Below are 26,998 nucleotides of genomic sequence, written 5' to 3'. Positions count from 1 at the left end.
TTCGAGGGGACGTACGGAAGGCCGCCGAAGGGGAAGACACCGTGGCTCAATTCACCGACGCACCGATTTTCGATGCGGACCAGCACATGTACGAGACGCCGGAGGCGCTGACCCGGTACCTGCCGGAGAAGTTCCGCCGATCGGTCCAGTTCGTCCAGGTCGGCAAGCGGACGCGGATCGCGATCCTCGGCAAGATCACCGAGTTCATCCCGAACCCGACCTTCGAGCGGGTGGCCGCGCCCGGCGCCCACGAGAAGTTCTATTCGGGGCAGAACAAGGAAGGCAAGACGCTTCGCGAGCTGACCGGTGAGCCGATCGAGGCGCTGCCGGCGTTCCGCGGGCCGGAGCCGCGCATCGCCATGATGGACGAGCAGGGCGTGGACGAGGCGCTGGTCTATCCGACGCTGGCCAACCTGGTCGAGCATTCCGCGGCCGAGGACCCCGAGCTGGTGGTCGCGATGATCCACGCGCTGAACCGGTGGATGCTCGACACCTGGGGCTACACGCACCAGAACCGGCTCTACATGACGCCGGTGATCAGCGCCGCGCTCGTCGACGACGCCCGGCGCGAACTCGAGTACGTCATCGAGAACGGCGCCAAGGCGGTGCTGATGAAACCCGCTCCGGTGAAGGGCTTCAAGGGGTGGCGCTCGCCCGCGCTGCCGGAGTTCGACCCGTTCTGGAGTGACGTGCAGCAGGCCGGTATCCCGGTGGTGTTCCACGCGAGCCAGCCGCCGCTGGACGGCTACATCAACCGGTGGGAACCGCCGGAGACCAACAACTTCATGGAGATGAGCGCGTTCCGCTGGCTGGTGCTGGGCCACCGAGAGATCTCCGACATGCTGGCCAGCATGATCTGCCACGGCACCCTGACCCGGTTCCCGAACCTGCGGATCGGCAGCGTGGAGAACGGCAGTGCCTGGATCAAGCCGCTGTTCGACGACTTCGAGGCCACCTACGCGAAGATGCCGCAGGCCTTCCCCGAGCACCCGCTCGACGTGTTCCGCCGCAACATCTGGGTCAGCCCGTTCTGGGAGGGCTCGGTCGCCGACGTCGTCCAGACCGTGGGCTGGGACCGGGTGCTGTTCGGCTCGGACTACCCGCACCCGGAGGGCCTGACCGAGCCTCGCGGCTACTACCGCTACGCCGAGGGCATGGACGAGAAGCGCACCCGTGACTTCATGGGTGACAACGCACGGCGCTTCATCGGCATCCCGGTCCGCAACCCCGCCGGCGACGTCGCTCCCGAAGCGGTCCCGGCCTGAGCCGGTGAACCTCGGTGGGCGGCGCGCCCACCGAGGTTCACGCGCCCAGTTCGGTGGCCAGATCCCGGACCCGCGTCCGGGCCGCTTCGAGGTTCTCCCTGGCGGTGTCCGCGAGCGGTGCCATGGCGGGAATCCGGGCGGCCAGCGTCAGGTCCGCGGTCACCACGGTCACGTCCATCCCCATCGAGTCGCCGAGAATCTGCACGATCGGCGGGACCGTGTGGTCCTTGCCGGCGTCCGGTGTGCCCGCGTAGGCGGCTCCCCGGCTGGAGATCACCACCACGGGCTTGCCGGCCAGCGGCTGGTCCTTCGTGTCGAACGGCACGGTCGTGCCGAGCACGTGCACGTGGTCCAGCCAGGCCTTGAGGGTCGAGGGAATCGACCAGTTGTACATCGGCGCGCCGATCACCACGACGTCCGCCGCCGCGAGTTCGCTCAGCAGCGCGGTTTGCAGCTCCTCCGCCGCCGGGCCGGGCCGTTCGCCTTCGACGCGCAGCCGCGGGGCGTAGTGCAACGCGGCGTCCGGCAGGTGGGGCGGCGGCGTCCGGTGCAGATCCCGTTCGACGATCCGGTGTTCCGGGCCCAGTGCCAGCCAGGCTTCGCTGAACGTCCCGGTCAGTGCCCGGGACGTGGAAGACCGTGAATCGGCGGAAGAGTCCAGGCGCAAGAGACTCGGCACGGGCGATGCTCCTCGGGAGAGAGTTGGGCTGGAACCGGGATCCTACGCGCGATTCGATCTTTCACGGGGTGTCGCGGCGCGCCGGCAGGATCGCGGGCGCGGCCCGCCAGTCGTCGAGGCCGTAGTCGGCGGTGCCGACGTACACCTCGCCCCCGGACACCTCGCTCCAGTGCGCGTGGTTGAGCTGGTGCAGGGTGAAGCACGAGTCGAGCGCGCTGGTGAAGCCCATCGCGTCCTGGGACTGGTTGACGGACTCCTTGATCAGCAGTGCCGCCATCGAGGGCACTTTCGCCACCCGGGTCGCGAACTCCAGCGTGCGCTCGGAGATTTCGTCCGCTCCGAACACCTTGCTCACCATGCCCAGGGCGTGCGCCTCCGCCGCGCCCAGCGAATCGCCGGTGAGGAGCAGTTCTTTCGCCTTGCGCGGGCCGAACTCCCACGGGTGCGCGAAGTATTCGACGCCGCACATGCCCAGCCGCGTACCGACGACGTCGGCGAAGACCGTGCCCTCCGCGGCGACGATCAGATCGCAGCACCACATGAGCATCAGCCCGGCGGAGAGCACATTGCCGTGCACCTGCGCGATGGTGATCTTGCGCAGGTTCCGCCAGCGCTTCGTGTTTTCGTAGTAGTAGTGCCATTCCTGCCGCACCCGGCCTTCGGCGCCGCCGAGCGTGCTGCCGTTGCACTGGTACGTCGGATGCTGTCCGGGCCCTGGTTCCCGCTCGGCGACGCTTTCCGCGGTGCCGAGATCGTGCCCGGCCGAGAACGAGGCTCCCGCGCCACGCAGGATCACCACACGCACCGTGTCATCGGCTTCGGCTTGTTCGAACGCCTCGCCCAGTTCGACCAGCAGGCCACGGTTCTGCGCGTTGCGGGCTTGCGGCCGGTTGAGCGTGATCCGGGCGATCCGGCCTCCCCCAAGGGTTTCGTAACCGATGTAGCGATAACCCATGGGGGCGCCTCCCGAACTGCTCGACTTTTCCGCATCAGATCTTTAATTGACGAAAATGTCAAGTTCTTCTAGGGTCGGCACGTGACCAGCTACGTCCGTCCCGAGCAGCGGTTGCTGCCCAGTCCCACCCCGGAGTCGGCGAAACTGTGGACAGGGGGCCTTGACGGGCAGCTGCTGATCCACCGCTGCCGGACCTGCCGCCATTTCTTCCATCCCCCGGGTCCGGTCTGCTGGCGGTGTCACAGCTGGGAGGTCGGCCCGGAGCCGGCGTCCGGCCGGGCCACCGTCGCCGCCTTCACGATCAACCGGCAGCCCTGGCTGCCCGGGTTCCCGCCGCCCTACGTCGTGGCGATGGTCGAGCTGGCCGACGAACCGGATGTCCGGCTCATCACCAACATCGTCGAGATCGCGCCGGAGGACGTCCGGACCGGGCTCGAGGTCGAAGTGTTCTTCGAGGAATGGGAAGGCACGGACGGAAAAGTGGCGATTCCGCTCTTCCGGCCGGTGGGAGGGAAACGATGAGCGGCGGGCCGTTCGCGGGCAAGGCGGTACTGACCGGGGCCGGCAAGTCCCAGGTCGGCCGGAGGCTCGGACGCACCGGGCTGGAGCTGACCGTCGAGGCGGTCCTGCGCGCGATCGCCGACGCCGGGCTGCGGCCCGAGGACGTCGACGGGATCGCCAGCTATCCCGGCCCCGGCGTGCCGGATGCCGGGTTCTCCGGCGCGAGCGTGCACGAGGTGCGCAACGCGCTCGGGCTGCGCAGCCGCTGGTACATCTCCTCGACCGAGACGGCGGGGCAGATCGGCCCGGCCATCGAGGCGTGCATGGCGGTCACCCTCGGCCTCGCCGACCACGTGGTCGTGTTCCGGTCGGTGTGGGAGTCCACCGCGCAGGCCGACCGGGGCCGGGCCTCGGTGCTGTTCGGCGGGGGACAGCTGCCGCCGCATCTGGAGTACACCGGCCCGTTCGGTGCGCTGTCGGCGGCGAACTGGCTGGCCATGCCGGCCCAGCGGTACATGCACGACTTCGGGCTCACCCGCGAGCATCTCGGCGCGATCGCGCTCAACGCGCGCAGCAACGCCGGGCTCAATCCCGACGCGATCTACCGCGACCCGATGACGATGGAGGACTACCTGGCCGCGCGGATGATTTCGGAACCGCTGTGCCTCTACGACTGCGATGTCCCGTGTGACGGCGCCACCGCGGTGATCGTGTCCCGGCGGGACGCGGCGAAGGGCCTGCCTCGCCATCCGCTGACGGTCGAGTCGGTCGGCACCGGCATGTTCGAGCGCGCCACGTGGGATCAGCGCGCGGACGTGACCACCATGGCCGCGCACGACGCCGCGGCGACCCTGTGGGAGCGGACCGCCCTGCGGCCCGCCGACGTGGACGTCGCGCAGCTCTACGACGGGTTCAGCTTCCTGACCGTGATGTGGCTGGAGGCGCTCGGGTTCTGCGAGCACGGCAAGGTCGGCGAGTTCCTCGATGGCGGTGCGCGGATCGCGATCGACGGTCCGCTGCCGGTCAACACCAGTGGCGGCCAGCTCTCCGGCGGGCGCTTGCACGGCATGGGTTTCCTGCACGAGGCGTGCGTCCAGCTCTGGGGTGACGGTGGCGAGCGGCAGGTCGCGGGTGATCCGGACGTCGCGGTCGTCGGCGTCGGCGGCGGCCCGGTCGGCGGCGCGATGCTGCTGAGCACCCGCTGAGGCGGTTCAGTTTTCCAGTGTGGCCACGAAGAAGTCGGCGATGACGCCGATGACGTCGTCCTCGTCGATGGGCAGCCGCTGCGCGCGGCAGTGATACCAGGACCGGTCCAGCATCGCCTGCGCGGCGAGGCCGAGCGCCTCCGGCGCGGTGGTGGGGTGTTTCTGCCGGCCGCGCAGGTCCACCCCGAGCAGGAACGCCACCCGCATCTGCATCCGGTTGCTCGCGACCCGGACGTCCTCGTCGGCCGGGCCCGACTGCGCGGACAGGATGAACGCGCCGTGCTCGTCCATGAAGGCGAAGTACTGCCGGATCCAGTCCTCGAGCGCGGCGCGGGAGGCGGGCTTCGGCAGGCGCTCCAGGACGCCGACCACCTCGAGCAGCTCGTGGTAGGTCACTTCGCCGAGAGTGTTGAAGATTTCCCGCTTGTCGCGAAAATAGGTGTAGAACCCGGCTCGTGAGATGCCGCACGCGTCGGTGATGTTGGTGATCCGGGTGCCGGCGTAACCGCGCTCCAGGAACAGCTGCTTCGACGCCTGCAGGATGGCGTCGCGCGTGCGCGCCGCCCGTGGGCCGAGCTTGTCGTCGATGGCGTCGCTCGTGCCGAGCGCCGGTTCTGCCCGCTTGTTCATGGTGCGGACAGTCTAGGAGATCGCGGCGCGGCGCTCGGCCGGGCGCGGTCTCCTCAGCGATCCCGCCAGTCCGCGAGCACGTCGGCGAGCGAACCCTGAGCCCGGGCCGGCGCAGCGCTTGTCGTGGTCCGGGAGAACCGGGGCGCGGGCGCCGCCTGCTGGACGCCGTCGCGGGTCACGATGCCCGATCGGGCGGCCACGTGCGGGTGGCCGGCGGCCTCGCTGAACGTCAGCACGGGCGTCACGCACGCGTCGCGGCCGTCGAACGCCGCGGCCCACTCGTCACGGGTGCGTTGGGCGAAGACCTCGGTGAACCGGGCGCGCAGCACCGGCCAGCCCTTCTCGTCGAGCTGTGCCGGCAGGTCTTCGGCGGCCAGGCCCAGCCCGTCGAGGAGGTTGGCGTAGAAGACCGGTTCCATGGCGCCGACCGCGATGAACTCGCCATCGGCACAACGGTAGGTGTCGTAGAACGGGGCGTGGCCGTCGAAGAGATTGCTTTCGCGCTCCTCGGTCCACTGCCCGCGCTCGCGAAAGGACCAGACCATCTGTGCGAGCAGCCCGACCCCGTCGACGATCGCCGCGTCGACGACCTGACCACGTCCCGAGCGTTCGGCCTCCCGCAGTGCCGCGAGTACGCCGACGACGCCGAAGATCGCGCCACCGGCGAAGCCGAGCACGTTCAGCGGCGGTGCGGGCCGCTCGTCGGCGCGCCCGATCGCGCGCAGCACACCGGTCAGCGCGACGTAGTTGAGGTCGTGCCCGCCGAGGTGGGCCAGCGGGCCGTCCTGGCCCCAGCCGGTGACCCGGGCATAGACGAGGCGCGGGTTGCGGGCGAGGCAGTCTTCCGGCCCGACGCCGAGCCGTTCGGCCACGCCGGGGCGCAGCGATTCGAGCAGGACGTCGGCGGACGCGGCGAGATCGAGCGCCGCGGCACGCCCTTCGGCGGTCTTGAGGTCGACCCGCACGTGGCGCCGTCCCCGCAGGACCGGATCGTCGTCGGACGCCGGGTAGGGCCCGCCGGGGCGGTCGAGCCGCACCACGTCGGCGCCGAGGTCGGCCAGGGTCATCGCGGCCATGGCGACCGAACCGAGGCCCGCCAGCTCCAGCACCCGCAGTCCGCTCAGGGGTCCCGTTGTTCCCACTCGCCCTCCCGGCGTTGTGAATCAGTATTCTCAGCTATAAGATCTACCTAATTAACGGCCATGGGTCCAGTGCTGTCCCCATGCTGGTCAATGGTTTTCGGGCGAACCGGGAGAATTCCATGACACTGCGGGTCGGAATCGTCGGCGTCGGCTGGGGAGCACACGTGCAGGTCCCCGCCTACCGCGCGGCCGGGGGCTTCGACCCCGTGGCCTTGTGCGCCCGAACGCCCGAACGGCTCGGCAAGGTCGCGAACCGGCTGGGCATCGAGGACACCTCCACCGACTGGCGTTCCTTCGTCGCCCGCGACGATCTCGACGTGATCTCCGTGGCCACGCCCACGGGGCTGCACCACGAGATCACCGTGGCCGCCCTCGCCGCGGGCAAGGCGGTGCTGTGCGAAAAACCGCTGGCGGCCGACCCGGCCCAGGCCCGCGAGATGGTCAAGGCGGCCCAGTCCGCCGGGCGCCCGACGGGATGCTGCTTCGAGAACCGCTGGAACCCGGAGTGGCTCGCCATCACCGAACAGGTCGGCGCGGGCCTGCTCGGCACGCCGTACTTCGCCCGGGTCAGCCGCAGCGCGTCCTACTGGCGTCCGGAACGGCCCTTGCAGGCCACCTGGATGTACGACCGCGCGCAGGGCGGTGGCTACCTCGCCGGGATGCTGGTGCACGACCTCGACTACCTCTGCACGTTGCTCGGCAGGCCGGTCTCGGTGTGCGCGGAGGTGCGCAGCAGCATTCCGGTCCGCCCGCTGCCTGACGGCGGGACACTGGAAGTCACCGCCGACGACACCTCGGCGCTGCTGATGCGGATGGACTCCGGGGCACTGGCCGTGCTGAGCGTCTCGACGATCGGCGCCCACGCCGACCATTTCCGGCTGGAGCTCTTCGGCGCCGACGGCACGGTGATCGGCGACGGCACCCTGCGGGAGACCGTTTACCAGGCGGGCGCGGCCACCGACGAGGGTCTCGCGTCCCTGGCGCCCGCGCAGCGGGCACCGGCGGCACCGGAGCAGTTGCCGCGCGGCCTCGCCGGCCACGCGAGCCGGGCGATGGCCCTCATGCTCGAGGACTGGCTCCCGGCTTTCGACGGCGAACCCACGCCGATCCCGACGTTCGCCGACGGGCTGCTCAGCCTGGAGATCATCGACGCCGCCCACCGCAGCGCCGAGGGCGGCGGCTGGGTGGCCGTGCGGGCATGAAATTCGACCTGCAGCACGCGACCGCCGACCCCGCCTGGACGCCCGGGATCCTCGCGCCCTCGGCGGTGACCCGCTTCGCCCGTGCCGCCGAGGACTCCGGGTACTGCTCGATCGGGTTCACCGATCACCCCGCGCCCTCGGCGAAATGGGTGCACAACGGGGGAGAGGGCAGCGTGGACCCGTTCTCCGCGCTGGGCTTCTGCGCCGCCGTGACCTCGCGGATCCGGCTGCTGACGTGGGTATTGGTGCTGCCGTACCGCAATCCGTTCCTCACCGCGCACCAGACGGCCAGCCTGGACGTCCTCAGCGCCGGGCGGCTGATCGTCGGTGTCGGTACCGGCTACCTGCGTGGTGAGTTCCGGGCGCTCGGCGTGGATTTCGAGACGCGGCGCGAGAAGTTCGACGAAGCCGTGGAGGTGCTGCGCGCCGCGTGGTCGGGTGCGGAGATCACCCACGAGGGCAACGGTTTCCACGCTCGCGCGACGATCTCGCAGCCCAGTCCGCACCGGCGGCCGGGCCCGCCGCTGTGGGTGCACGGCAACAGCCGGTGGGGCCGGCTGCGGGCGGCCCGCGACGCCGAAGGCTGGGTGGCGATCCTCGCCACCGGCCAGCTCGCCAGAACGATGCGGACCGCGCCCATCGACGGGCTGGACGAGCTGTCCCGGCACATCGAGGAACTGCGGACGCTGACCGTCGAACAGGGGCGTGCGGAAGACGCCGTCGAGGTCGTGGTCAGCGGCAACTGGCCGATGCACGACGTCCGGCGAGGCTGGGACACGGCGCGGCTGCAGGACGACGTGGCGGAACTGGCCGAGCGCGGCGTCGGGCGCGTGGTGCTCGTCGTCTGCGGGGACGATCCCGGCGCGGCCGAGGACACCGTGCTCAAGCTGGGCGAGGATCTGGGGATGGGGAAGGACTTCGGATGAAGCTCAACTACCAGTTCCCGATGCGCGCGGTGAAACACTGGGACACCTGGATCGGCGACCGCGATCTGGCCGACATCGCCGTCGCCGCCGAGGAGAGCGGGTTCGACCTGATCTCCACGACCGACCACCCGTTCCCCGCGCGGGACTGGCTCGCCAACGGTGGTCACCACGCCTTCGATCCGTTCGTCGCGCTGTCGTTCATGGCGGCGGCGACCAGGCGCGTGCGGCTGCTGACCTTCGTCCTGGTCGCCGGTTACCGCAATCCGTACCTGGCGGCGAAGTCGGCGGCCAGCCTCGACCGGTTGTCCGGCGGGCGGCTCGTGGTCGGCATGGGCGCGGGCTACCAGCAGGCGGAGTTCGAGGTGCTGGACGCGTCCTTCGCCGATCGCGGTCCCCGGTTCGACGCCGCGATCGGCGCGATGCGGGCGGCGTGGTCGGGCGAGGCCGTCGAACGCGACGACGAGTTCTTCCCGGCGCACGGCCATGTCATGCTGCCCCGTCCCGCGCAGCGGCCCGGCCCGCCGGTCTGGATCGGGGGCAACAGCAAGGCCGCGATGCGCCGGGTGGCCGAGACCGCCGACGGCTGGCTGCCCTTCGAACAACCCGCCGCCATGGCCGCTGTCACCGGCACGCCCGAACTCACGGCCGGCGAGCTCGGTGAGCGGATCGGGCGGCTGCGGGAGATGCGGTCCGCGGCCGGGCGGCCGCCGGAGTTCGACGTGTGCTTCACCCCGGCACCCGACCGTGACCCGGAACGCGCCGCCGAACAGCTCGCGGCGGTCCTGCCCGGGTACGAGCGGGCGGGTGTCACCTACCTGTCGATCGACTCGCACGCGCGCAGCATCGACGACTGCCTGCACGAGATCGCATTGTTCGGCAAGGCACTCGCACCGTCCACATCGGACTGAACGGTCCCGTCAGGGGGCGCCGGCTTCGAGCTTCTCGGTTCCCGGCGCGCGAGTGTCGCCGGTGCCCGTGGGGCCGTTCTCGCCGACGTCGCCCGGATAGAACTGGCGCGCCCAGCGCCGCATCCGGCGGAACCCGCGGGCCTCTTCGGTGGCCAGTGCCGGCGGGTCCAGGAAGATCTGGTGGTTCCAGATCCTGATGTCGTCGGGCAGGGCGAGTTTGGCCTCCGCGAGGCGCCGCCGGTAGGTCTCCTCGTCGCCGGTGCGGTCGATCCAGTACGTCGCGAAGATCTCGGTCCTGCCGTCCCTGACCGGAGTGGTGTTGATGGTGATCACCCGCACGCCTTCGCGCATATGCTCGACGTTGACGCTGACCCCCATGCCGGACCACAGGATCTCGATGGTGTTCGCCGTGTCGGTGCGCAGGGTGCCGTCCTCGTTGCGGGCGTGGTCCCGCCAGCCCTTGCCGAAGCCGACCCGCGCCCACCACCGCGGGCCCTCGACAATTTCTTCGAGCACGACCGGGCTGAGCGGGGTGTGGTGCACGAACCGGAAGTGGTGCGGATCGACCGCGTTCTCCGCGACCATCTGCGGATGCACCCGCAGATCCGGAAAGCGTTCGCGGCCGTCCGGCCAGGCGGGGTGGAACTCGCGGGCCGCGGCGTGTGGAGTGTCGCGGAGCGCGTCGGGCACCTCCCAGTAGGGCTCCCGCCCGGCATGGTCGAACCAGACGTAGACCGACTCGTTGCGCTCGACGACCGGCCAGCTGCCGAGCTTGCGGGCCTTGTTGGGGCGGTCCTGGTAGGGGATGGACACGTTGTGCCCGTCGGGGGCCCAGACCCAGCCGTGGAACGGACACCGGATGCCCTCGTCGACGACGCAGCCGCCGTGCGCCAGGCTCGCCCCCAGGTGCCGGCAGTGGCGATCGTGCACGCGGACCACGCCGTCCTTGCCGCGATAGGCCACCAGCTGCCGGCCGAAGTACTCGAGCGGCACCACCTGTTCCGGCCCGATGTCACCCGACCACGCCACCTGGAACCATCCGGTCAGCTCCAGATCCAGCCCATGCAAGCGCACGACGGCGACCTCCCGGGGTATTTTGGGGAATGCTATTCCCGATCAGCTTAACAGCATCCGGCCATCCTGGGAATGGCATTCCCAGGATGGCCGGACTCGTGCCTGTGGATTGTGCGATCATGAGCCGGGCGGAAAGGGTGACGAATGAATGTGTCGGCGCAGGGGGCGGCCGGGCGGCGGGAGCGCACCGAACGGGAGCGGGCCGGCATCATCCGGGCCGCCCACCGGCTGATCGGCCGCGGCGGCGGGCCGACCGCGATCGAGGACATCCTGCGGGCCGCCGGTGTGAACCGGCGGACCTTCTACCGCCATTTCCCGTCCAAGGACGCGCTGGTGCTGGCCATGCAGCGTGAGGCGGGCGACCTCGTCCGCGATCGTTTGCGCGCGGCCGTCGACGGCGCTCCGGACGGCCGCGCCGCGGTGATCGCCTGGATCGAGGAGTTCCTCGCCATCGGCTGGCACGAGCACCGGGCCAGGGAAGGCAGGACCTTCCTCACCCCTGAGGTCGGCCTGGTCGCCGGGATCGCCGACGCGCTCGAGGACATCCACGCCTGTCACCGGCAGCTCCTGGCGGACACGTTTCGTCGCGCCCGCCAGGACGGCACGCTGCCGGGGGCGGTTCCCGAGCGGGACGCCTTCGCCATGCACGCCGTCGCGCTGCGTTGCCTGGAGATGCGGGCCCGGGCACGGCTGAACCGTCCCTATGCGACAGTGCGCGACGAGATCGTGCAGACCTTCGTGCCCGGGGCCCGCTCAGAACGCTGAGCGGTGGTGCCCGCCGTCGACCTCGATCCAGTTGCCGCTGAGGTAGCCGGCCTGCTCCGAGCAGAGGTAGACGATGAGCGAGGCGATCTCGGCGGAACGCCCCATCCTGGCGGCGGGCACTCGCGCGTTGTCGAGCATCCAGGCACGCCGCTCCTCCTCGGTCTTCAGCCCGGCGTTGGTGCGCAGGTAGTCGATCGCGTTCTGCGTTTCGATCCAGCCCGGCGCGACCGTGTTGACGGTGATGCCGTACTGGGCGTACTCGTCGGAAACGGTCTTCAGCAGGCCGGTGGTCGACGGGCGGGTCGCGTTGGCCACCACGTGGTGGATGTTGCCCACCGGCTCTTTCGCCGTCGCCGATCCGATGTGCACGAACCGCCCCCAGCCCGCCTCGCGCATCGCGGGCAGCACCGCGTGCAGCAGGTGGATCTGGCTGATCGTGTAGGTGTGGAACGAATCCGCGTAGGTGGTCACGTCCTCGATGTCGGCGAAGTCGCCGGGCACGGTGAACTTCGTCTGGCCGATCACGATCAACGGGGGGCCGAACGCGTCCCGCACCTCGGCCACGGCCTGGCGAACCTGCTCGCCGTCGGTCATGTCGGCGACGACGCCGACTGCGGTACCGCCCTGTTCGCGGATCGAGGCGACCGCGTCGTCGATGTCCGGCTTCGTCCGGGCCACGACGGCCACCCGGCATCCTTCGGCGGCCAGCAGGTGCGCCGCATCGCGTCCCATACCCTTGCTGCCGCCGGTGACCAGCGCGGTCCTGCCGGTGATTCCGAAATCCATCGTCCTGCCTTTCGGGGGTGGCGGGTGGGAATTTCAGGGAATACGTAGTTGACGATTTCGTCAAGGGCTGTTGGAATCTTTTCGGACACGCATCGTGGCGGCGCGCGGGGAAGGATGTCAGATGACGATCGGCAGCCGAGATCTCGAATTGTTCATCCGGCGCTGGTACGACCTGTGGAACGCACAGGACAAGGAGGGCTGGCTCCGGCACTGGGCGGCGATGTCGCCGGGTGAGCCGACGCTGGAGGACCCGGTCGGCACTCCGGTCAAGCATGGCTGGGAGCTGGCCTCGCAGCTGTGGGACCGGACTGGTCCAGACCATCCGCTGGTGCGCATCACGCAGCTCATCACTGGTGCGGAGGAGGCCGTGGTCGTGTGCAGTAACGAAGGCACCTTCCGTGGTGAGGCGCTGGTGATCCCGAGCGTCGACGTCTGGCGGGTCGAGCCGGGCGGTTCGAGCGCGGTCCGCAGCTTCTGGGAGATCCCCGAGCACATCCCGTACGGCCGCTGGACGGCGCGTACCGGGAGCCCCCGGTGACGACGACCCCATCGCCGCCTCGAAACCGTTGCTAGGCAAGGGCTTCCAGCAGGCCGAGCGTGCCGAGGTCGTCCGTGGCGACCGAGAACCGGTGGATGGCCGAGTGGTTGTCCTGGCCCCAGTGGTCGCGGGTGCCCATCCACGACATCAGCCCGTACATCGCCCAGTGCCGGTAGTGCTCCCACATCGTGCCGAGTGCGGGCACGTCGCGCGCGCCGGTCGCCCGAAGCGCGTCCCGGTAGTGGGCGAGCAGGTCGCGCTCGGCGGCTCGCCGCTCTTCGATGGTCAGCGCGCCGACCAGGAAGTAACTGACGTCGCGCAGGCCACTGCCCCTGCGCACCATCTGCCAGTCGAGCCAGATCCGGTGCCCGTCCGGGCGCAGATACGTGTTGCCGAGGTAGGAATCCCCGTGCACGATCGTTTCCGGTCCGCGCTGTTCCCGCGCCCAGTGGTTGAGCAGGTCGTAGGCGCGCAGGAAACGCCGTGGGTCCGCGACCATCCAGCCGGGCAGCCGTTCGATGTAGACGTCACGGGACAGGTTTTCCTCCACCAGCCACCAGATGATGCGCGGCTGGTCGCAGTCGCCGGGGGTGTCCATGGATCTGGGCAGCCAGTCCGCCGCCGCGAGCCGCGGGCTGTTCCAGAAATGTCCGTGCAGCGCGGCCAGATCCGTCAGTGCGCGCGCGACGCCTTCGGTGCCGATGCGCTGGTAGGTGCTGCCGAACTCGCCGCCGGCCTCGACAAGGTCCTCCAGCACGACCACCCCCTGGTTGCCCGCGCCCTCGTCCCAGTCCGAGCAGTAGGAGACCGGGGCCGGGAGAGCGTGGCCTTCGGCGAGGTCGTGGTAGAAGCGGGCCTCCATCCGGCAGATCTCGAACGGGTTGTGCCTGCCGGTGAAGTTTCCCTTGATACACAGGCGTTCCGGCAGCCCGGCGGACAGCCCGGTGTCGTTGTAGCCCACGGCGACGCGGATCTTCGAGGTATGGGTGTTGCGGAGTTCGACGACCTCCAGGTGCTCGACGGCGGTCCCCGGATACTGCTGTTCCAGCAGCGAGCTGAGCCAGCTCGCGGTGACTTCCTCCCAATGTCCGGGCAGCGGCGCGGGGCGTGCATACGGGCCGTGGCTCATGGGCGTCTCTCGGCGGCCGATGCCCCGAAACGGGCGCCCAGCTCGTTTTTCGCGATCTTCCCGAGTCCGGTCATCGGCATCGCGTCGACGATTTCCAGGCGCTCCGGGAGTTTCCGCGTGATGAGGCCGGCCGCCCGCAGCCGCCCGGTGAGTTCGCCGAGCGTCAGCCGGGCCCCCGGATCTGCGGGCCGGACGACCGCGCAGACCAGCTCACCGCGCTCCGCGTCGGGCAGCCCGATCACCGCGGCCTCGGCGATCTCCGGCTCCGCGAGAAGCAGCTCCTCGATCTCGAGCGCCGAGATGTTCTCGCCCTTGCGGATGATCACGTCCTTGATCCGCCCGGTGACGGCCACATGGCCGGTGGCCGACATCCGGACCAGGTCACCGGTGCGCAGCCAGCCGTCGGCGGTGAACGCGGCCGCGTCGTGGGCGGGGTCGGTGTAGCCGGTGGTGACGACGACGCCGCGCACCTGCATCTCGCCCTCCTCGCCCGGCCCGAGCACGGCGTCGCCGCCGGGCGCGACCACGCGCCCGTGCAGGCCGTCGATCAGCTTCCCGTCGGTGGTGGCGAGCAGTTCGTCTCCGTCGGCCGGGTCGGCGACGGCCACCATCAGCGCCTCGGTCATGCCGTAGCAGTGTGCGACTTCGACACCGAGTTCCGCGCGCAGCTCGTGGTACAACGCCGCCGACAAGGGCGCGCCGCCGCCGGTGAGCAGGCGCAGAGCCGGTACCGGGTGCCGCCCCGTCCGGCGCCGTTCGGCGAGCACGGTTTGATAAAGCGCGGTACTGCCGCCGATGATCGTCACCCCGTGCTGTTCGAACGTCGCCAGTGTGCGAGCGGGGTCGAAGGCCTCGACGAGCAACGTCGGCGTGCCGGTCAGCAGGGTGATCGTGAGGTACTGGGTGCCGCCGAGATGCCCGATGGGAAAAGCGATGCAGCCGACGTCACCGGCCCGGGTGCCCGCGCCGGTCCTGGCCACGACGCTCGCGGCGGCCGCGAGGACACCGCGGTCGTTGTGCAGCGCGGCTTTGGGGACACCACTGGAGCCCGAAGTCGCGTAGGCCCAGCGCGGCTGCTGCGCCTCGGCGGGCGGCTCCGGCAGGATCGCGGTGGGATCGTGTGGTGCCGGCCCGCCCGGCCCGGCCGTGACGATCTCGGTCCGCAGACCCACCCGGGCCGAGGTGTCGCGCACGAGTGCCGTGTAGTCGGTACCCCGCCACTGACCGGGCACGAGAACCAGCTGGGGCCTGCCCGCGGCAAGGAGAGCGCCCAGTTCGCGTTCGCGGTACATCATCAGCAACGGCATCTGCAAGGCACCGAGCCGGGCGAGCGCGCACAGCGTGAGGACCGTGCTGATCCGCGTCGGCAGCTGCCATGCCACCGCGGTGCCGGGACCGACTCCGAGTTCGGCCAGCCGCGCGGCGGTGGACAGCGCCTGCTCGCGAAGCTCGGCGAAGGTCAGCTTGACGCCGTGCTCGTCGAGCAGCGCGACGGCGTCCGGCGTGGTCTCGGCGCGCTGATCCACCAGGCCCCAGAACGTTTCAGCGAACACCTTCGTGCGCTCCCTCGTCCGTCTTGCGCGGAGTTCGCGTTTCCCCGGCGCCCAGCCGCGGTGCGGTCAGGATGACCGTGATGCCGAGTGCCGCCGCTGCGGCGATGAGAAGCGCTGGGGCATAAGGACTTCCGGTCGCGGCTGTCAGCCGTGCGGCGGCGTACGGCGCGAAGCCCGCGCCGAGTATCGAACCGGCGTTGAAGCCGATGGCGGCGCCGGTGTAGCGGACGCGCGTCGGGAAGAACCCGGTGAAGGCGGCGTACGCGGGTGGCGGGGCCGCCCCGGCAAGACCCGCGAGGAGCCAGAACACCGCCCCCACAACGAAAAGCGGGATCCCGGCGGCGCCCATGAGGAACATGCCGGGAAACACGACGACCGTCGTGACCGCCAGCACGGTGACCAGGACCGCACGCCGGCCGAACCGGTCCACGGCGAAACCGCTCGCCAGCGCGAACGGCAGTGCCAGGAACAGGGCGAGCGCGGCGACGAGGGAGACCGTGCCCTTGGCCAGCCCGGCCTCGGTCTGCAGGTAGATCGGGACATAGGCCGACGTGGTGTAGCCGATGAGCCCGACGGTGAGTGACAGACCCGCCACGCGCAGCACCGCGCGCCAGTGGCCGCGCAGCACCTCCAGTACCGGGGAGCCCGGGATTTCCCGGCGCGCCACCAGTTCCTTGAACTCGGGGGAGTCCTCCACCTTCACGCGGTAGACCAGGCACGCGATCGTGAGCGGCAGCGACACCAGGAAAGGGATGCGCCAGCCCCACGCGGCCATGTGGCCGAACGTCAGCACCGTCGTGAGGCCCACGACAGCCGGGGCGAGCGCGACGCCCATGGAGAACCCGAGCGGCGTGATCGCGTTGAACAACCCCCGGCGCTTGTCCGAGGCGTACTCCGCGACGAACGTCGCGGACCCCATCAGCTCACCGCCGGCGGAGAAGCCCTGAACCACGCGCGCCAGCACCAGCAGCAGCGGTGCGGCCAGCCCGATCGTGCCGCGCCCTGGCAGGACGCCCATGGCAAAGGTGCCGGCGCCCATCAACGTCACCGTCAGCAGGAGCGTGCGCCGCCGGCCGATCCGGTCGCCGAGGCGGCCGAAGAAAAGTCCGCCGAGCGGGCGGGCGACGAACCCGGCCGCGAACACCAGAAGGGACGACAGCACCGCTGTTCCCGAGGTGCCCGCGGGAAAGAACAACGGTGCCGTGTAGACGACGAGATAGGTGTAGACCGCGAAGTCGTAGGACTCGATCAGGGTGCCCAGCAGGCCCGCGATGGCGGCACGGCGGACAAGGGACGGCGATGGGACGGGATCCGGCTGGCTCATCTTCCCCACTTCGTCGTGGCGTGTGACACAGCAAATCTGACAGTAAGTGCACGTGATATTCCGGTCAAGAAGCACAAACGATATTCGTGATCCGCACAATCTGACTACGTGCTCCGTTTGGGTGGCCCGGGTTCTCAGGCGAGTGCGAGCGTGGTCAGGATGTCCGGGGAGAAGCCGCCGGCCGGGACGGCCCACGGCCCCGCGTGCACCGCGGCGAACGCGGCGCCGAGTTCGGGGGCCTTGGCGAGCATGCGCCCCATGCGGCTCCGGCGTGCCGCCCGGTCCGGTGCGCCGAACGCGGTCAAGAGGTCCGTGATCGCGCTCGTGAACCTCAGCCGCGCCATGCGCGTGGCGCGTTCGGCCGCGTAGCCGGACAGTCTGGTGACCGACCAGTCGGTCACTTCGAGCAGCAGGTCGGTGAGGACACGGGCGTCGCGCAGCGCCACCGCGAGTCCCTGGCCGGTGACCGGATTGCTCCATCCCGCCGCGTCGCCGAGCAGCGCGACTCCGGGGAGCAGCGGTGCCTCCGTCCAGCTGTCGGTCATGGGGAACGAGGCGCACGGACCCGCCGGGCGCGCGTCGGCGAGCACGTCGGCGTTCGGCAGCGACTTCAGTCGGAAGCAGTCCAGCAGCCGCTGTTCACGCCCGGAGCCGGTGAAGCGTTCCGGGTCATCGATGACGCGCCCGACGTAGAGCCGGACCCGGCCGAGGCCGCGGGGGATGACGTAGAACAGCGTGCGCCCCTCGACGCCGATGACGGTTTCGGCGCGATCCCACGCCCCGCCGTCGTGCACGGCGAGGCCGGACAGCATCACTCGCGGCCGCGTGACGTACATCGGGATGTCCAGCAGCCGCCGGGTCGCGGAGTTCTTGCCGTCGGCGGCGATGACCAGCCTCGCGGTGACCGTGTGGCTGTGCCCAGCCGAGGTGTAGGTGACCGATGGCGCGGATCCGGTGGTGATGGCGTCGACGTGGATGCCGCGCAGCACGGCGGCGCCCGCGGTGACGGCTTCCGTCGCGAGCGACTCGCGCAGGCCGGCATGGCCGACGCCGATGATGCCGGGGGTCCCGGGTAGTGCGGCCGACAGGTCCGTGGCGCGCTCTCGTGCGGCCTCGGCGGACCACGTTTCGTCGTAGTTGACCAGCCTGGTGATGGGGGAGGCGTCCTCGGCGCCGAGTATCGCCTGGCCCAGGCCCATGTCGGCGGCCTCGCGGTAACCCCAGTTCACCAGGCCCTCGCCACGCACCTGGTCGCGATAGGCCGTCTCGCGCTCGAGCACCAGGACCTCGAACCCCGCCCGCGCCAGTCGTGCGGCGGCGGCGCATCCCGCCACCCCGCCGCCGATGATCACGGCGTCGACCGAGCGTGCCGTCACTTCCCTGGTCATCCTCGACGCCTCCATTAATAGGCGGTTAATGCTCATTCACTCTGGCATAATGACCGCTCGATGACCAGAGGGAAGGAACAGGCGACCGTGAGCCGCCGCCGCGGAGGTGTCCAGGACCCGCCGCTGTCGATCGACGACGTGGTCGGCGCCGCGGTGTCGGTGACCGAGCGCGCCGGTCTCGACCGGCTCACCGTCCGGCTGGTCGCCGAAGAGCTGCGGGTGACCCCGGCCGCGGTGCACTATCACTTGCGCGGCAAGGACGATCTGCTCGACCGCGTGTGTGAGGCGGTGTCCGCCCGGATCGAGTCGGCGGTGGATCCCGGTGCGCCCTGCGCCGACCGGTACGTCGAACTGGTGCTGAACATGGACCGGACACTGAGCCGGTACCCGGGTGTCGCCGCGCGCGCACTGGCGGCCACCGGCAGTTCGCCCGCCGCGCGGCGCATCGCGGACAGCGCGCTGTCGATACTGCGCGACGGCGGGCTCGAACGGGCCGAGGCGGCCGAAGTCGTTGCCGCGTCACAGTTCCTGCTGACGGGCTGGCTGGTGTTGCGCGACCGCGCCGAGGCGCATCCGGCCCTCGACGCCGCGGGGATCGGGAGTCCGGCCGACGCCACCGTCGACCGCTTGGCGAACGCGGTCCGCAGGCTGCTGGCCGGGTTCGGGGTCGGCCAGGTGTCCTGAGAGCCTGGAATCAGCCGGCCGCGTAGCGCTCCCGGAGAGCTTTCTTGTCGACCTTTCCGGTCGGCAGCACGGGAAGCTCCGCGACGGTGACCACCGAGCGCGGTGCCTTGTATCGCGCGATCCGCGCCGAGACGTGCTCGCGCAGGTCCGTCGCGTCGATGGCCGCGCCGTCGTTCGGCACGACGACCGCGCACACCGTTTCGCCCCAGCGCTCGTCCGGGATGCCGACGACGGCGCACTGGGCCACTCCGGGATGGGTGAGGAGTGCTTCCTCCACCTCGAGCGAGTAGACGTTCTCGCCGCCGGAGATGATGACGTCCTTCTTCCGGTCGACCAGATGCAGCAGACCTTCTTCGTCGAGCACGCCGACATCGCCGGTGTGGCACCAGCCGTCCCGCAGCGTCGCGGCGGTCGCCGCCGAGTTGTTCCAGTAACCGCGGAACATCGCGGGGGAGGCGACAGTGATCTCGCCCGGCGTGCCTGCCGGGCATTCGGTGCCGTCCTCGGCGACGATGCGTACGGCGTTGTCCGGGAACGGGTGCCCGACCGAGGTCAGCCGGCGGTCGCGCGCGGCGCCTTCGCCGTGGTGCAGCTCGCGCGGCAGCCCGGAGGTCATCACCTCGGTCTGCCCGTAGAGGTTGAGGAATCCCGCGCCGGGCATGGCGGTCATCGCCGCTTGCAGGACCGGCGCGGTGATCGGCGCCGCGGAGTAGACGACGGTCCGCACCCCGGCCAGCGCACCCGGTCGCCCGGCCGCCTCAGCCAGTACCGCCCGCAGCATCGTCGGCGCCAGATGCAGCACGGTGATGTCCTCCGCCACCACGGTGTCGAGTACGGCGGCGGGGTCGAACTGCCGGTGCAGCACCGAGGTTCCGCCGCGGGCGTGCAGCCCGAGGCCGATCGCCATCGCGCCGATGTGGAACAGCGGCATCGTCAGCAGTACCCGGTCGTCGCTGCCCGTGCGCATCTCGACGTTCATCAGGTGCGCGCCGTGGAACAGCTCCCGCTGTCCGAGGATGCAGCCTTTGGGCTTGCCGGTGGTGCCGCTGGTGTAGATCAGGCAGGCGATGTCGTCTCCACGCGCGGCGAACGGAAGGTCCTTGCCCGCCGCGGAGGTGAGGAAATCCTCGTACGGCACCACATCGGTGCGGTCGGTGTGGTCGAGGCAGACGATCAGTTCGAGATCCAGCTCCGCGCGCACGAGGTCGATGACCGGCAGGTACTCCGCGTCGACGAAGAGCACTCGTGGGTCCGCGTCGGCGAGGATCCGGCCGATCTCGGGTGCGGCGAGGCGGAAGTTGACGGTGGCGACGATGAGGCCGGCCAGCTGACCCGCCGCCAGCACTTCGCCGAAGGCGATGCTGTTCCGGCCGAACAGGGCGATCCGGTCCTGACGGCGCAATCCCGCCTGCGCCAGCGCGGCCGCGGTCGTGGCCGCGCGCTCGTACAGCTCGCCGTGGGTCAGCTGGCGGCCGTCCGCCACGTAGGACGGCACGTCCGCGAAGCGGATCGCGTTGCGGCGGGGGATATCGGCAAGACAGTGATCAGTACGGGGCGTCGGCACGGGCTACTCCGTTGGGCTCCGGGCACTAAGACGTTGACGATAATGTCAACAAGCGTCGCTGTGGGCGGGATTGTGAGACTATCAAGTTAGATCATTCATCGGAATAGTGAACCGGGGGTGAGGACGGTGTCCCACGAGTGCGCCTGCCTGTGTTCGGCGGCCGGGCATTACGGGATCTGCCGGGTCGACGCGGAACCGGGCCTGGTGTTGCCAGACGCCCGCTACGTAATCGTGCCGGGCGGGGCGTTGTGCCGTAGCTGTTATCTGGCGCAGGTGCCGCGGCGGCATCCCGAAGTGCCGGCGGCCCGCGACGGCGGGCGGATTTGCCGGATGACCCCGGGCGCCTCGAATGCTACGGTTTGACGATGTCGTCAAGTAACGTGCTCCCCATGGCTCCCGAAAGCACCGCGGTGGTTTGTGTGGAGTGTCAGGCCGGCGTCCTCGGCGAGAACTCCGTGCTGCCCGCGCTCGCGGCCGACGCCCGCGCGGTGCTGCCCGGCATCGAGAAGCTCGTGCGCTCGGCCAGGGCGGCCGGCGTGACCGTGGTGCACGCGACGTTCGAAGGCAGGCTCGGCGCGGTGAACCCGGGAACCGCCCCCTTGTGGCGATCCATCGCGGCCCCCACCGAGGAATGGGCACCAGGGCATCCCGCCACCCAGGTCATGCCCGAGCTCTACGCCGAGGAGGACCTGGTGCTGCCGCGCCACCACGGTCTCTCGCCCACCTGGGGCACCGAGCTGCTGCCGGTGCTGCGGGGGCGCGGTCTGCGCACGCTCGTGTTCGCCGGGGTCTCCCTCAACGTGGCGCTCGTGCTGGCCGCGGGGGAGGCCGCGCACGAGGGTTTCGAGGTCGTCGTGGTCCGGGACGCGGTCACCGCGACGCCGGCCGAGTACGGCGAACAGATGCTGCGCCACACCTTCAAGATGCTGGGCCGGGTCCTGACCGTCGACCAGCTCGGCGCGGCCTGGGAGGCCTTCGCGGCCGAAGCGAAGACCCACTCCGGGACCGAGGGGGGCCGGTCCGCGTGAGTACTGCGGAGAACAAGGCGCTGGCCGGGCGCACGGCGCTGATCACCGGCGGCAGCCGGGGGATCGGCGCCGCCATCGCGCTGCGCTTCGCCGAAGCGGGCGCGAACGTCAGCTTGCTCGCCACGTCGGGCCGGCCGCGCCCCAACCGGTTGCCCGGCACCGTGTATTCGGTGGCCGAGCAGGTCACCGAAGCCGGCGGGAACGCGCTGGCGGTCGTCGGCGACATCCGCAAGGACGACGACGTCGAGGCCGCCGTCGCGCGCACCGTCGAAGCGTTCGGCGGGCTGGACATCGTGGTCAACAACGCCGCCGCGTTCGACACGACGGCCACGTCGGCGATCGCGATGAAGAAGTACGACCTGGTGCACGCGATCAACGCGCGCGGCAGTTTCCTGGTCAGCCGGACCGCCCTGCCGCACCTGGAGAAGTCCGCCGCCGGGCACATCCTGACCATCTCGCCACCGATCGTCCTTTCCGGACAGTGGCTGGGCCCGCACCTGGCCTACACCGCGTCGAAGTACGCGGCGAGCCTGAACACACTCGGCCTCGCCGCCGAACTCGCCGACAGCGGCATCGCGGCCAACTCGCTGTGGCCCCGGACTTCCGTCGGCACCGAGGGGATCCGGATGATCCTCGGCGAGGAGATCGCCGGCAAACGGTCCCGCACGCCGGCCGTCATGGCCGACGCCGCGCTCGCGATCGTCAGCCGGGACCCGCGGTCGTTCACCGGCAGGCTGGTCACCGACGAGGAAGTCCTGCGGTCCGAAGGGGTCACGGACTTCTCCCGGTACCGCCTCGATGGCCAGGAGTCCGACCTCCAGCTGAGCTTCTTCCTGCCGGAGATCACGAAATGAGCGCCTCGGCCCCGCAGCACGCCCATTCCGTGATGCACTGCAATCTGAACACGGTGGACGGGGCCAGGGCGGCCGGGTTCGTGATGGCCCTCTTCGGCCTCGACCCGAGGATGCGGTCGGTGAGCACCGACGACGATTCCACGAGCATGGGCATGGGGAAATCCACCGCCAGCGTCACCACGTTCTGCTACGACCGGCGCGGTCCCCGCGCCGTGCCCGCCGTCGAGTTCGTCGACTGGCGGCGGCCGGTGACCCAGCCCGCCGAGGCGGGCATGCGCCCGTCGGCGTTCGTGGCGCTGGGCTATCGCGTCGCGTCGCTGTCCCGCCTGGAGGATCGGCTCACGACGCTGGGCCTCACCGGGGAGCCGGCTGCCGGCGGGCTGCGGGTACGCGGCGCGGCCCGGCCCGGCCTGACGATCACCGACCCCGACGGTGTCACGATCGAAGTCGTCGAGATCCCGCCCGCCGGAACCGATCCGGCCGGTGGCCTCATCTCCCATGAGCGGGTGCGCTGCAGCGATCTCGCGCGGTCGCTGGCGTGGTACGGCTCGATCGGCTGGACCGAACGGGCGCGCGGGATCGACGACGGGGTGCCCTGGGCGTCGCTCGTGCTCCCGGAAGATCCGACCTTCTCACTGGAACTCGAGGAGCGCGCCGGGTCCGGGGACGGCGCACCGCGGCGGGCCAACACCCAAGGGCTGTACCGGATCGCGCTCGCCGTGGAGGACGTGCGCGAGGCGCACGCGGCGCTCGTGCGGGAGTCGGGCGTCCCGGTGCCGGAACCGCTCTTCATCCCGATGCCGGACACCCCGACCGGCGGGTTCACGGTGCTGTTCCTCGCCGATCCGGACGGGGCGGTCGTCGAGCTGGTCGAGCGGCCGCGTTCGGAGGTCCGCCGGCCGCTGGAACCCCGCTGAGCGGACCCGAAAAAACCGGGCCGGGCGGTTTCGCCCGGCCCGGTTCTCTTCGGGTCAGACCTCGACGACGGGATCCGCGGGCGCTCCGGCCAGCAAAGCCCGGCCGGTCGTTTCGCTCAGCAGCCGGTGACCGCCGAGCAGGGCGTCGAGCGCGCCCGCACGCGTGACGTAGCTGTGCATCGCGCTTTCGCTCGTCAGGCCCATCGCGCCGAGCACCTGGACGCCGTGCCGCATCACCTCGGCCTGCGCCCGCCCGGCCCGCAGCTTGGTCAACGCGGCCGCCCAGGCGCCACCATCCGCGTTTCCCGCGACAGGCCAGGCGGCGTCGAGCATCGACGCGATGTCGTTGATCGCGACGTGGGCCTCCGCGAGGCGGTGCCGCACGGCCTGGAACGACGCGATGGGACGGCCGTACTGCACCCGCGCGGAGGTGTGCGCGACGGCGAGATCCAGCGCGGCCTGGCACACCCCGGCGATCTCCGCGGCCAGCGCCCGGCGCCCGGCGGCCACCGCCCGCTCCCACTCCCTGGCCGCGGGCACCGGAGTCCCGGACGGTTGCCGGCCGGTCACGGTGAACCAGCCCGAGCCGCCGTCGAACCCGGCCACGGGCTCGGTCGTGACGCCGCCGGGATCCGCGGTGAGCAGCGCGACCGCGCCGTCCACCCGGACCGGCACCACCAGTTCGTCGACCGAATCCAGTCCGGCCAGCAGGATTCCGCGCACCGGGCCGTCCACAGTGGAGGGTCGATCGCCGTCGGCGGGATGCGGGTAGAGCACCGCGCGAGTGCCGTGCCCGGCGGGCAGGACCCGGTCGAGCTCGGCGAGCAGCACGGCGTCGAGCGCGGGCGAAGAAGCCAGCGCCCGCCCCTGCTCGGTGAACAGCAACGTGGTCGCGCCCGCGGGGTCCTCGGCCACCACCTCCGCCCAGCCGAGTGCCGCCAGCGCCGGGCCGATCTCGCGGCCCGCCGAGCCGGCGAACAGTTCGCGCAGCGAGCCGGTGAGCAGTTCGGCGGTCGCCGCGTCCATGGTCGTACTCGTCATACCCGGGGCTCCTTCGGCAGGCCGAGCACGTGGTCGGCCAGGATCGTGCGCTGCACTTCGGCGGAACCGCCGAGGATGGTGGCCGACCGGCTGAACCACCAGTCGGCACGCCAGTCGCCGGTGTCCGCGTCCGTCCCGAACACGAAGCCGGCGCCGAGCAGGTCGCGGGCGAGATCGTGCAGGCTCAGCTCCGCTGTCGCGAGCAACACCTTGTCCACGCTGGCTTCCGGGCCCACGGTCTGGCCTGCCGCCAGCCGCCGCACCGTCTGGACGCTCCGCGCGCGGAGCGCGACGATGTCGCCGTAGCACTCGCCGATGCGGGTCGCGGCGCCGTCGGGCAGGTCTCCGCCCGCCACCTGGCCGAGCAACTCGCGGAAGCGGCGTAGCGCCACCGCGGCGCTCTGCCACGCGTACATCGCTCGTTCCCACTGCAGGAGGTACATCGCCACGGCCCAGCCCTGGCCCTCTTCGCCGACGAGCCGGTCCGCCGGCACGATCACGTCGTCGAAGAACACCTCGGCCAGTTCCTGGTACCCGCTGGCCAGTGCGATCGGCCGGACGGAGACGCCCGGCGTGTCACGGTCGACCATGATCATCGACAGGCCGCGGTGCCGGCTTTCCGTCGTTCCGGTGCGCACCAGGCAGACGAACCGGCTCGCCGTCGCCCCGTGGCTGGTCCACAGCTTCTGGCCGGACAGCACGTAGTGGTCGCCTTCGCGGCGCGCGCGGCAGCGCAGCCCGGCCAGGTCGCTTCCCGCCTCGGGCTCGGAAAAGCCCTGGCCCCACCAGTTCTCGCCGCGCAGATACTCCGGCAGGTAGCGCGCGGCCAGCTCCGGTGCGAAGTGGACGACCGGCGGGCCGAGGGTTTCCAGCATCAGCTGCGGGTCGGGCACCGGCAGCCCGGCCGCGGACAGCTCGTCGTAGAGCACGCCCCGGTGCCGTTCGTCGCCGCCGAGTCCACCGGCGGACGCGGGCCAGCCGTAGCGGTTCCACCCGTCCTCGTACAGGTGCGCCATCAGCGCGGCGTGTTCGCCGATCCGGTCCTCGGTACTCGCATAGTGCTTGCCACGCCAGCGATCGAGGGCGTCCCCGTTGGCGAGGTAGGCCCGCAGCGACGAGCGGTAGGCGCCGATGTCCGTGGCGAGCGGCGCGGTGACCGTGTCCGTCACGAGCTCGACCGTTCCGCTTCCCTGGCCTTGGAGCGGGCCAGGAACCGCCGCACGATCTCCTGGTGCTCGGGCGTGTCGAAGGAGGCGAACTCCTCGCCCAGCGCGTATTCGAGCACACCCGCGACGGCCCGTTTCAGGTGCATGTTCAGCGCCCGCTTGGTGCTCTGCACCGCCTGCGGGGGCTGCTTGGCGAGCTTTTCGGCCAGTGCGATCGCCTGGTCCATCAGCTCGCCGTCGGGCACGACGCGGTTGGCCAGGCCGAGCGCGACCGCCTGATCGGCCGGGATGCGCTCGCTGGTGAGCAGATATTCCTTGGCCCGCAACATGCCCATCAGCAGCGGCCAGGTCGGCGCGCCGCCGTCGGCCGCGGTCAGCCCGACCCCGACGTGCGGGTCGGCGATGAACGCGCTCTCGGCCATGAGCACGATGTCACTGCACACGGCCAGGTTGCAGCCGAGGCCCACCGCGGCACCGTTGACGGCCGCGACCACCGGCAGCGGGAAGTCGATCATCTCGGTCAGCAGCCGCCGGGCGCCGTCGATCTCCTTGCGGCGCAGCGCGCGGTCTGCCCAGACCTCGACGAAATGCTCCATGTCGCCACCTGCGCTGAAGGCCCGCCCGGCACCGGTGAGCACGACGGCCCGCACGGCCGGATCGTCGGCGAGGTGCCGCCACACCGCGATGAGCGCGTCGTGCAGCGCTTCGTTCGTCGCGTTGAGCGCTTCCGGCCGGTTCAGCGTGACGATCCGGACCGCGCCCCTGTCCTCGATGAGCAGCTCCGGCGCAAACGGGTTCGACATCGACCCCTCCTGTTCGTCCTGATGCGCGTCCAGCTGACTCCGACGTCAAGAACGACGTTCCCCACGTCGAGCCGGAGTGGACAACGCGATACGCCGCCAATCACAACGCTGATTGACGAAAAAGTCAAATAAGCTTACTGTTTAGCCCGATTCGGTGGAAGGAGTGGGGCCGGTGCGTGCGGAGGGCGAGCGCGGGGTGCACATCGACATGCGGGGCAAGGTCGCGCTCGTGACCGGCGGCGGGTACGGGATGGGCCGGGCCTCGGCGCGCCGGTTCGCCGAATGCGGGGCGAGCGTGGTGGTGGCCGACATCGATGCCGCCACCGGCCCGGAAACGGTCGAGCTGATCAGGGCGGCCGGCGGCAAGGCGGAGTTCGCCGAGGTGGACGTGTCGGATTCGGCCGGGGTGCGGGAGATGGTCGAGTTCACCGTCGGCGCCTTCGGCGGGTTGGACTACGCGCACAACAACGCGGGGATCATCGAGGCGCCGGAGTCGATCACCGGGTACTCCGAAGAGCAGTGGGACCGGGTGCTGCGGACCAACCTGACCAGCGTTTTCCTTTGCCTCAAATACGAAATCCCGTGCATGCTGGCACGTGGCGGCGGTGCCATCGTCAACGTCGCCTCGGAGACGACGTACAAGGGCAACGTCGGTGACGCGGCCTACACCGCCAGCAAGCACGGTGTCTACGGGCTGACCACCTCCGCCGGCCTCCGGTACGTCAAGCGCGGGATCCGCGTCAACGCGATCGCGCCCGGCAACATCGAGACCGGCATCGTCGAACGGGCGCGGCAGTACCTGACGCCCGACGCCGTGCACGCCATGGAGACCGCCCAGCCGATCGGGCGGCTCGGCCGCCCGGAGGAGATCGCCGAGCTGGTCGTGTGGCTGTGTTCGGACGCCGCGGTGCTGATCAACGCGACCCGCATCGCGGCGGACACCGGCTGGCACGTCGCCTGACCGCCCGGGC

Annotated in this window: 28 protein-coding genes; 14 read left to right on the top strand and 14 right to left on the bottom strand. The window is 70.7% G+C overall.

The genetic code is table 11. The features are described 5' to 3' along the window. Positions 1-41: 41 nt before the first annotated feature. On the top strand, positions 42-1,265 hold the full coding sequence (locus VHD82_RS02940; protein WP_325696678.1) for an amidohydrolase family protein: 1,224 nt from the start codon (positions 42-44) through the stop codon (positions 1,263-1,265). 37 nt (positions 1,266-1,302) lie between these two features. Here VHD82_RS02940 and VHD82_RS02935 read toward each other — a convergent pair whose 3' ends face one another. Beyond that, on the bottom strand, positions 1,303-1,944 hold the full coding sequence (locus VHD82_RS02935; protein WP_325696676.1) for an FMN-dependent NADH-azoreductase: 642 nt from the start codon (positions 1,942-1,944) through the stop codon (positions 1,303-1,305). 61 nt (positions 1,945-2,005) lie between these two features. Continuing rightward, positions 2,006-2,899, bottom strand: coding sequence for an enoyl-CoA hydratase (locus VHD82_RS02930; protein ID WP_325696674.1), 894 nt, complete (start codon positions 2,897-2,899; stop codon positions 2,006-2,008). Positions 2,900-2,980: 81 nt separating this feature from the next. Here VHD82_RS02930 and VHD82_RS02925 point away from each other — a divergent pair, with 81 nt between their 5' ends. After that, positions 2,981-3,421, top strand: a complete 441-nt coding sequence (locus VHD82_RS02925; protein WP_325696672.1) for a Zn-ribbon domain-containing OB-fold protein — start codon at positions 2,981-2,983, stop codon at positions 3,419-3,421. Beyond that, positions 3,418-4,605: a thiolase family protein gene (locus VHD82_RS02920; RefSeq protein WP_325696670.1), complete on the top strand. Its 1,188-nt coding sequence runs from the start codon at positions 3,418-3,420 to the stop codon at positions 4,603-4,605. Before VHD82_RS02925 ends, VHD82_RS02920 begins: the two co-directional genes overlap by 4 nt. 6 nt (positions 4,606-4,611) lie before the next feature. Here the strand turns inward: VHD82_RS02920 and VHD82_RS02915 are convergent, their stop codons facing one another. Both VHD82_RS02915 and VHD82_RS02910 read right to left on the bottom strand, forming a co-directional pair. Then, positions 4,612-5,235, bottom strand: coding sequence for a TetR/AcrR family transcriptional regulator (locus VHD82_RS02915; protein WP_325696668.1), 624 nt, complete (start codon positions 5,233-5,235; stop codon positions 4,612-4,614). A 53-nt stretch (positions 5,236-5,288) separates the two neighbouring features. Beyond that, a complete protein-coding gene (locus VHD82_RS02910; protein ID WP_325696665.1) occupies positions 5,289-6,377 on the bottom strand; it encodes a CaiB/BaiF CoA-transferase family protein in 1,089 nt (362 codons plus the stop codon). 119 nt (positions 6,378-6,496) lie between these two features. Here VHD82_RS02910 and VHD82_RS02905 point away from each other — a divergent pair, with 119 nt between their 5' ends. From VHD82_RS02905 to VHD82_RS02895, 3 genes are read left to right on the top strand one after another with little or no spacing between them, the layout of a single operon-like run. After that, complete coding sequence (locus tag VHD82_RS02905; protein WP_325696663.1) at positions 6,497-7,579, top strand: Gfo/Idh/MocA family oxidoreductase; 1,083 nt, start codon at positions 6,497-6,499, stop codon at positions 7,577-7,579. Beyond that, complete coding sequence (locus VHD82_RS02900) at positions 7,576-8,505, top strand: LLM class F420-dependent oxidoreductase (RefSeq protein WP_325696661.1); 930 nt, start codon at positions 7,576-7,578, stop codon at positions 8,503-8,505. The genes VHD82_RS02905 and VHD82_RS02900 overlap by 4 nt, the downstream gene beginning before the upstream one ends. Then, entirely contained in the window at positions 8,502-9,413 is a 912-nt protein-coding gene (locus VHD82_RS02895; RefSeq protein ID WP_325696659.1) for an LLM class F420-dependent oxidoreductase, read from the top strand. Before VHD82_RS02900 ends, VHD82_RS02895 begins: the two co-directional genes overlap by 4 nt. 9 nt (positions 9,414-9,422) lie before the next feature. Here the strand turns inward: VHD82_RS02895 and VHD82_RS02890 are convergent, their stop codons facing one another. After that, positions 9,423-10,487, bottom strand: a complete 1,065-nt coding sequence (locus VHD82_RS02890) for a Rieske 2Fe-2S domain-containing protein (RefSeq protein ID WP_325696657.1) — start codon at positions 10,485-10,487, stop codon at positions 9,423-9,425. A gap of 144 nt (positions 10,488-10,631) precedes the next feature. Between VHD82_RS02890 and VHD82_RS02885 the strand changes: the two genes are divergently transcribed. After that, positions 10,632-11,252 carry a helix-turn-helix domain-containing protein gene (locus tag VHD82_RS02885; RefSeq protein ID WP_325696655.1) on the top strand — a complete coding sequence of 207 codons (621 nt, stop codon included), beginning with the start codon at positions 10,632-10,634 and terminating at the stop codon, positions 11,250-11,252. Here the strand turns inward: VHD82_RS02885 and VHD82_RS02880 are convergent. After that, the gene (locus VHD82_RS02880) at positions 11,241-12,038 is read right to left on the bottom strand and encodes an SDR family oxidoreductase (RefSeq protein ID WP_325696653.1); all 798 of its coding nucleotides are present in this window, start codon (positions 12,036-12,038) and stop codon (positions 11,241-11,243) included. The two genes, VHD82_RS02885 and VHD82_RS02880, sit on opposite strands and share 12 nt — an antisense overlap. 121 nt (positions 12,039-12,159) lie before the next feature. Here VHD82_RS02880 and VHD82_RS02875 point away from each other — a divergent pair, with 121 nt between their 5' ends. Then, a complete protein-coding gene (locus tag VHD82_RS02875) occupies positions 12,160-12,576 on the top strand; it encodes a nuclear transport factor 2 family protein (RefSeq protein ID WP_325696651.1) in 417 nt (138 codons plus the stop codon). Between the two features lie 31 nt (positions 12,577-12,607). On the opposite strand, the gene VHD82_RS02870 is transcribed toward VHD82_RS02875, so the two are convergent. The 4 genes from VHD82_RS02870 to VHD82_RS02855 form a co-directional block, all read right to left on the bottom strand. Next, positions 12,608-13,705, bottom strand: a complete 1,098-nt coding sequence (locus VHD82_RS02870; protein WP_325696649.1) for an aminoglycoside phosphotransferase family protein — start codon at positions 13,703-13,705, stop codon at positions 12,608-12,610. Continuing rightward, on the bottom strand, positions 13,702-15,258 hold the full coding sequence (locus VHD82_RS02865) for a class I adenylate-forming enzyme family protein (RefSeq protein ID WP_325696647.1): 1,557 nt from the start codon (positions 15,256-15,258) through the stop codon (positions 13,702-13,704). The genes VHD82_RS02870 and VHD82_RS02865 overlap by 4 nt, the downstream gene beginning before the upstream one ends. After that, positions 15,248-16,582, bottom strand: coding sequence for an MFS transporter (locus VHD82_RS02860; RefSeq protein ID WP_325696645.1), 1,335 nt, complete (start codon positions 16,580-16,582; stop codon positions 15,248-15,250). Before VHD82_RS02860 ends, VHD82_RS02865 begins: the two co-directional genes overlap by 11 nt. Before the next feature lie 134 nt (positions 16,583-16,716). Beyond that, a complete protein-coding gene (locus VHD82_RS02855) occupies positions 16,717-17,970 on the bottom strand; it encodes an FAD-dependent oxidoreductase (protein WP_325696643.1) in 1,254 nt (417 codons plus the stop codon). 60 nt (positions 17,971-18,030) lie between these two features. Here VHD82_RS02855 and VHD82_RS02850 point away from each other — a divergent pair, with 60 nt between their 5' ends. Further along, positions 18,031-18,654, top strand: coding sequence for a helix-turn-helix domain-containing protein (locus VHD82_RS02850; protein ID WP_325696641.1), 624 nt, complete (start codon positions 18,031-18,033; stop codon positions 18,652-18,654). Between the two features lie 10 nt (positions 18,655-18,664). Here the strand turns inward: VHD82_RS02850 and VHD82_RS02845 are convergent, their stop codons facing one another. Then, positions 18,665-20,218 carry a class I adenylate-forming enzyme family protein gene (locus tag VHD82_RS02845; protein ID WP_325696639.1) on the bottom strand — a complete coding sequence of 518 codons (1,554 nt, stop codon included), beginning with the start codon at positions 20,216-20,218 and terminating at the stop codon, positions 18,665-18,667. A 126-nt stretch (positions 20,219-20,344) separates the two neighbouring features. Here VHD82_RS02845 and VHD82_RS02840 point away from each other — a divergent pair, with 126 nt between their 5' ends. The 4 genes from VHD82_RS02840 to VHD82_RS02825 are packed head-to-tail and all read left to right on the top strand — an operon-like array spanning position 20,345 to position 23,017. After that, on the top strand, positions 20,345-20,581 hold the full coding sequence (locus VHD82_RS02840) for a hypothetical protein (RefSeq protein WP_325696637.1): 237 nt from the start codon (positions 20,345-20,347) through the stop codon (positions 20,579-20,581). Between the two features lie 26 nt (positions 20,582-20,607). Then, complete coding sequence (locus VHD82_RS02835) at positions 20,608-21,246, top strand: cysteine hydrolase (protein WP_325696635.1); 639 nt, start codon at positions 20,608-20,610, stop codon at positions 21,244-21,246. Continuing rightward, on the top strand, positions 21,243-22,100 hold the full coding sequence (locus VHD82_RS02830) for an SDR family oxidoreductase (protein ID WP_325696633.1): 858 nt from the start codon (positions 21,243-21,245) through the stop codon (positions 22,098-22,100). The genes VHD82_RS02835 and VHD82_RS02830 overlap by 4 nt, the downstream gene beginning before the upstream one ends. Further along, positions 22,097-23,017 (top strand): VOC family protein, encoded by a 921-nt coding sequence (locus VHD82_RS02825; RefSeq protein ID WP_325696631.1) that lies wholly within the window; start codon positions 22,097-22,099, stop codon positions 23,015-23,017. The genes VHD82_RS02830 and VHD82_RS02825 overlap by 4 nt, the downstream gene beginning before the upstream one ends. Positions 23,018-23,071: 54 nt before the next feature. Here the strand turns inward: VHD82_RS02825 and VHD82_RS02820 are convergent, their stop codons facing one another. From VHD82_RS02820 to VHD82_RS02810, 3 genes are read right to left on the bottom strand one after another with little or no spacing between them, the layout of a single operon-like run. Then, the gene (locus VHD82_RS02820; protein ID WP_325696629.1) at positions 23,072-24,058 is read right to left on the bottom strand and encodes an acyl-CoA dehydrogenase family protein; all 987 of its coding nucleotides are present in this window, start codon (positions 24,056-24,058) and stop codon (positions 23,072-23,074) included. Next, on the bottom strand, positions 24,055-25,227 hold the full coding sequence (locus VHD82_RS02815; protein WP_325696627.1) for an acyl-CoA dehydrogenase family protein: 1,173 nt from the start codon (positions 25,225-25,227) through the stop codon (positions 24,055-24,057). The genes VHD82_RS02820 and VHD82_RS02815 overlap by 4 nt, the downstream gene beginning before the upstream one ends. Beyond that, positions 25,224-26,027, bottom strand: coding sequence for an enoyl-CoA hydratase/isomerase family protein (locus VHD82_RS02810; RefSeq protein WP_325696625.1), 804 nt, complete (start codon positions 26,025-26,027; stop codon positions 25,224-25,226). Before VHD82_RS02810 ends, VHD82_RS02815 begins: the two co-directional genes overlap by 4 nt. Positions 26,028-26,199: 172 nt before the next feature. On the opposite strand from VHD82_RS02810, the gene VHD82_RS02805 reads away from it, so the two are divergent. Then, positions 26,200-26,988 (top strand): SDR family NAD(P)-dependent oxidoreductase, encoded by a 789-nt coding sequence (locus VHD82_RS02805; protein ID WP_325696623.1) that lies wholly within the window; start codon positions 26,200-26,202, stop codon positions 26,986-26,988. The last annotated feature ends 10 nt before the right edge of the window (positions 26,989-26,998 follow it).

The organism is Amycolatopsis sp. (assembly GCF_035546795.1).
In the GTDB taxonomy this organism is placed as follows: Bacteria; Actinomycetota; Actinomycetes; order Mycobacteriales; family Pseudonocardiaceae; genus Amycolatopsis_E.
Note: the sequence above shows the minus strand (reverse complement) of the source record. Positions and strands in the feature narration are given on the sequence as shown.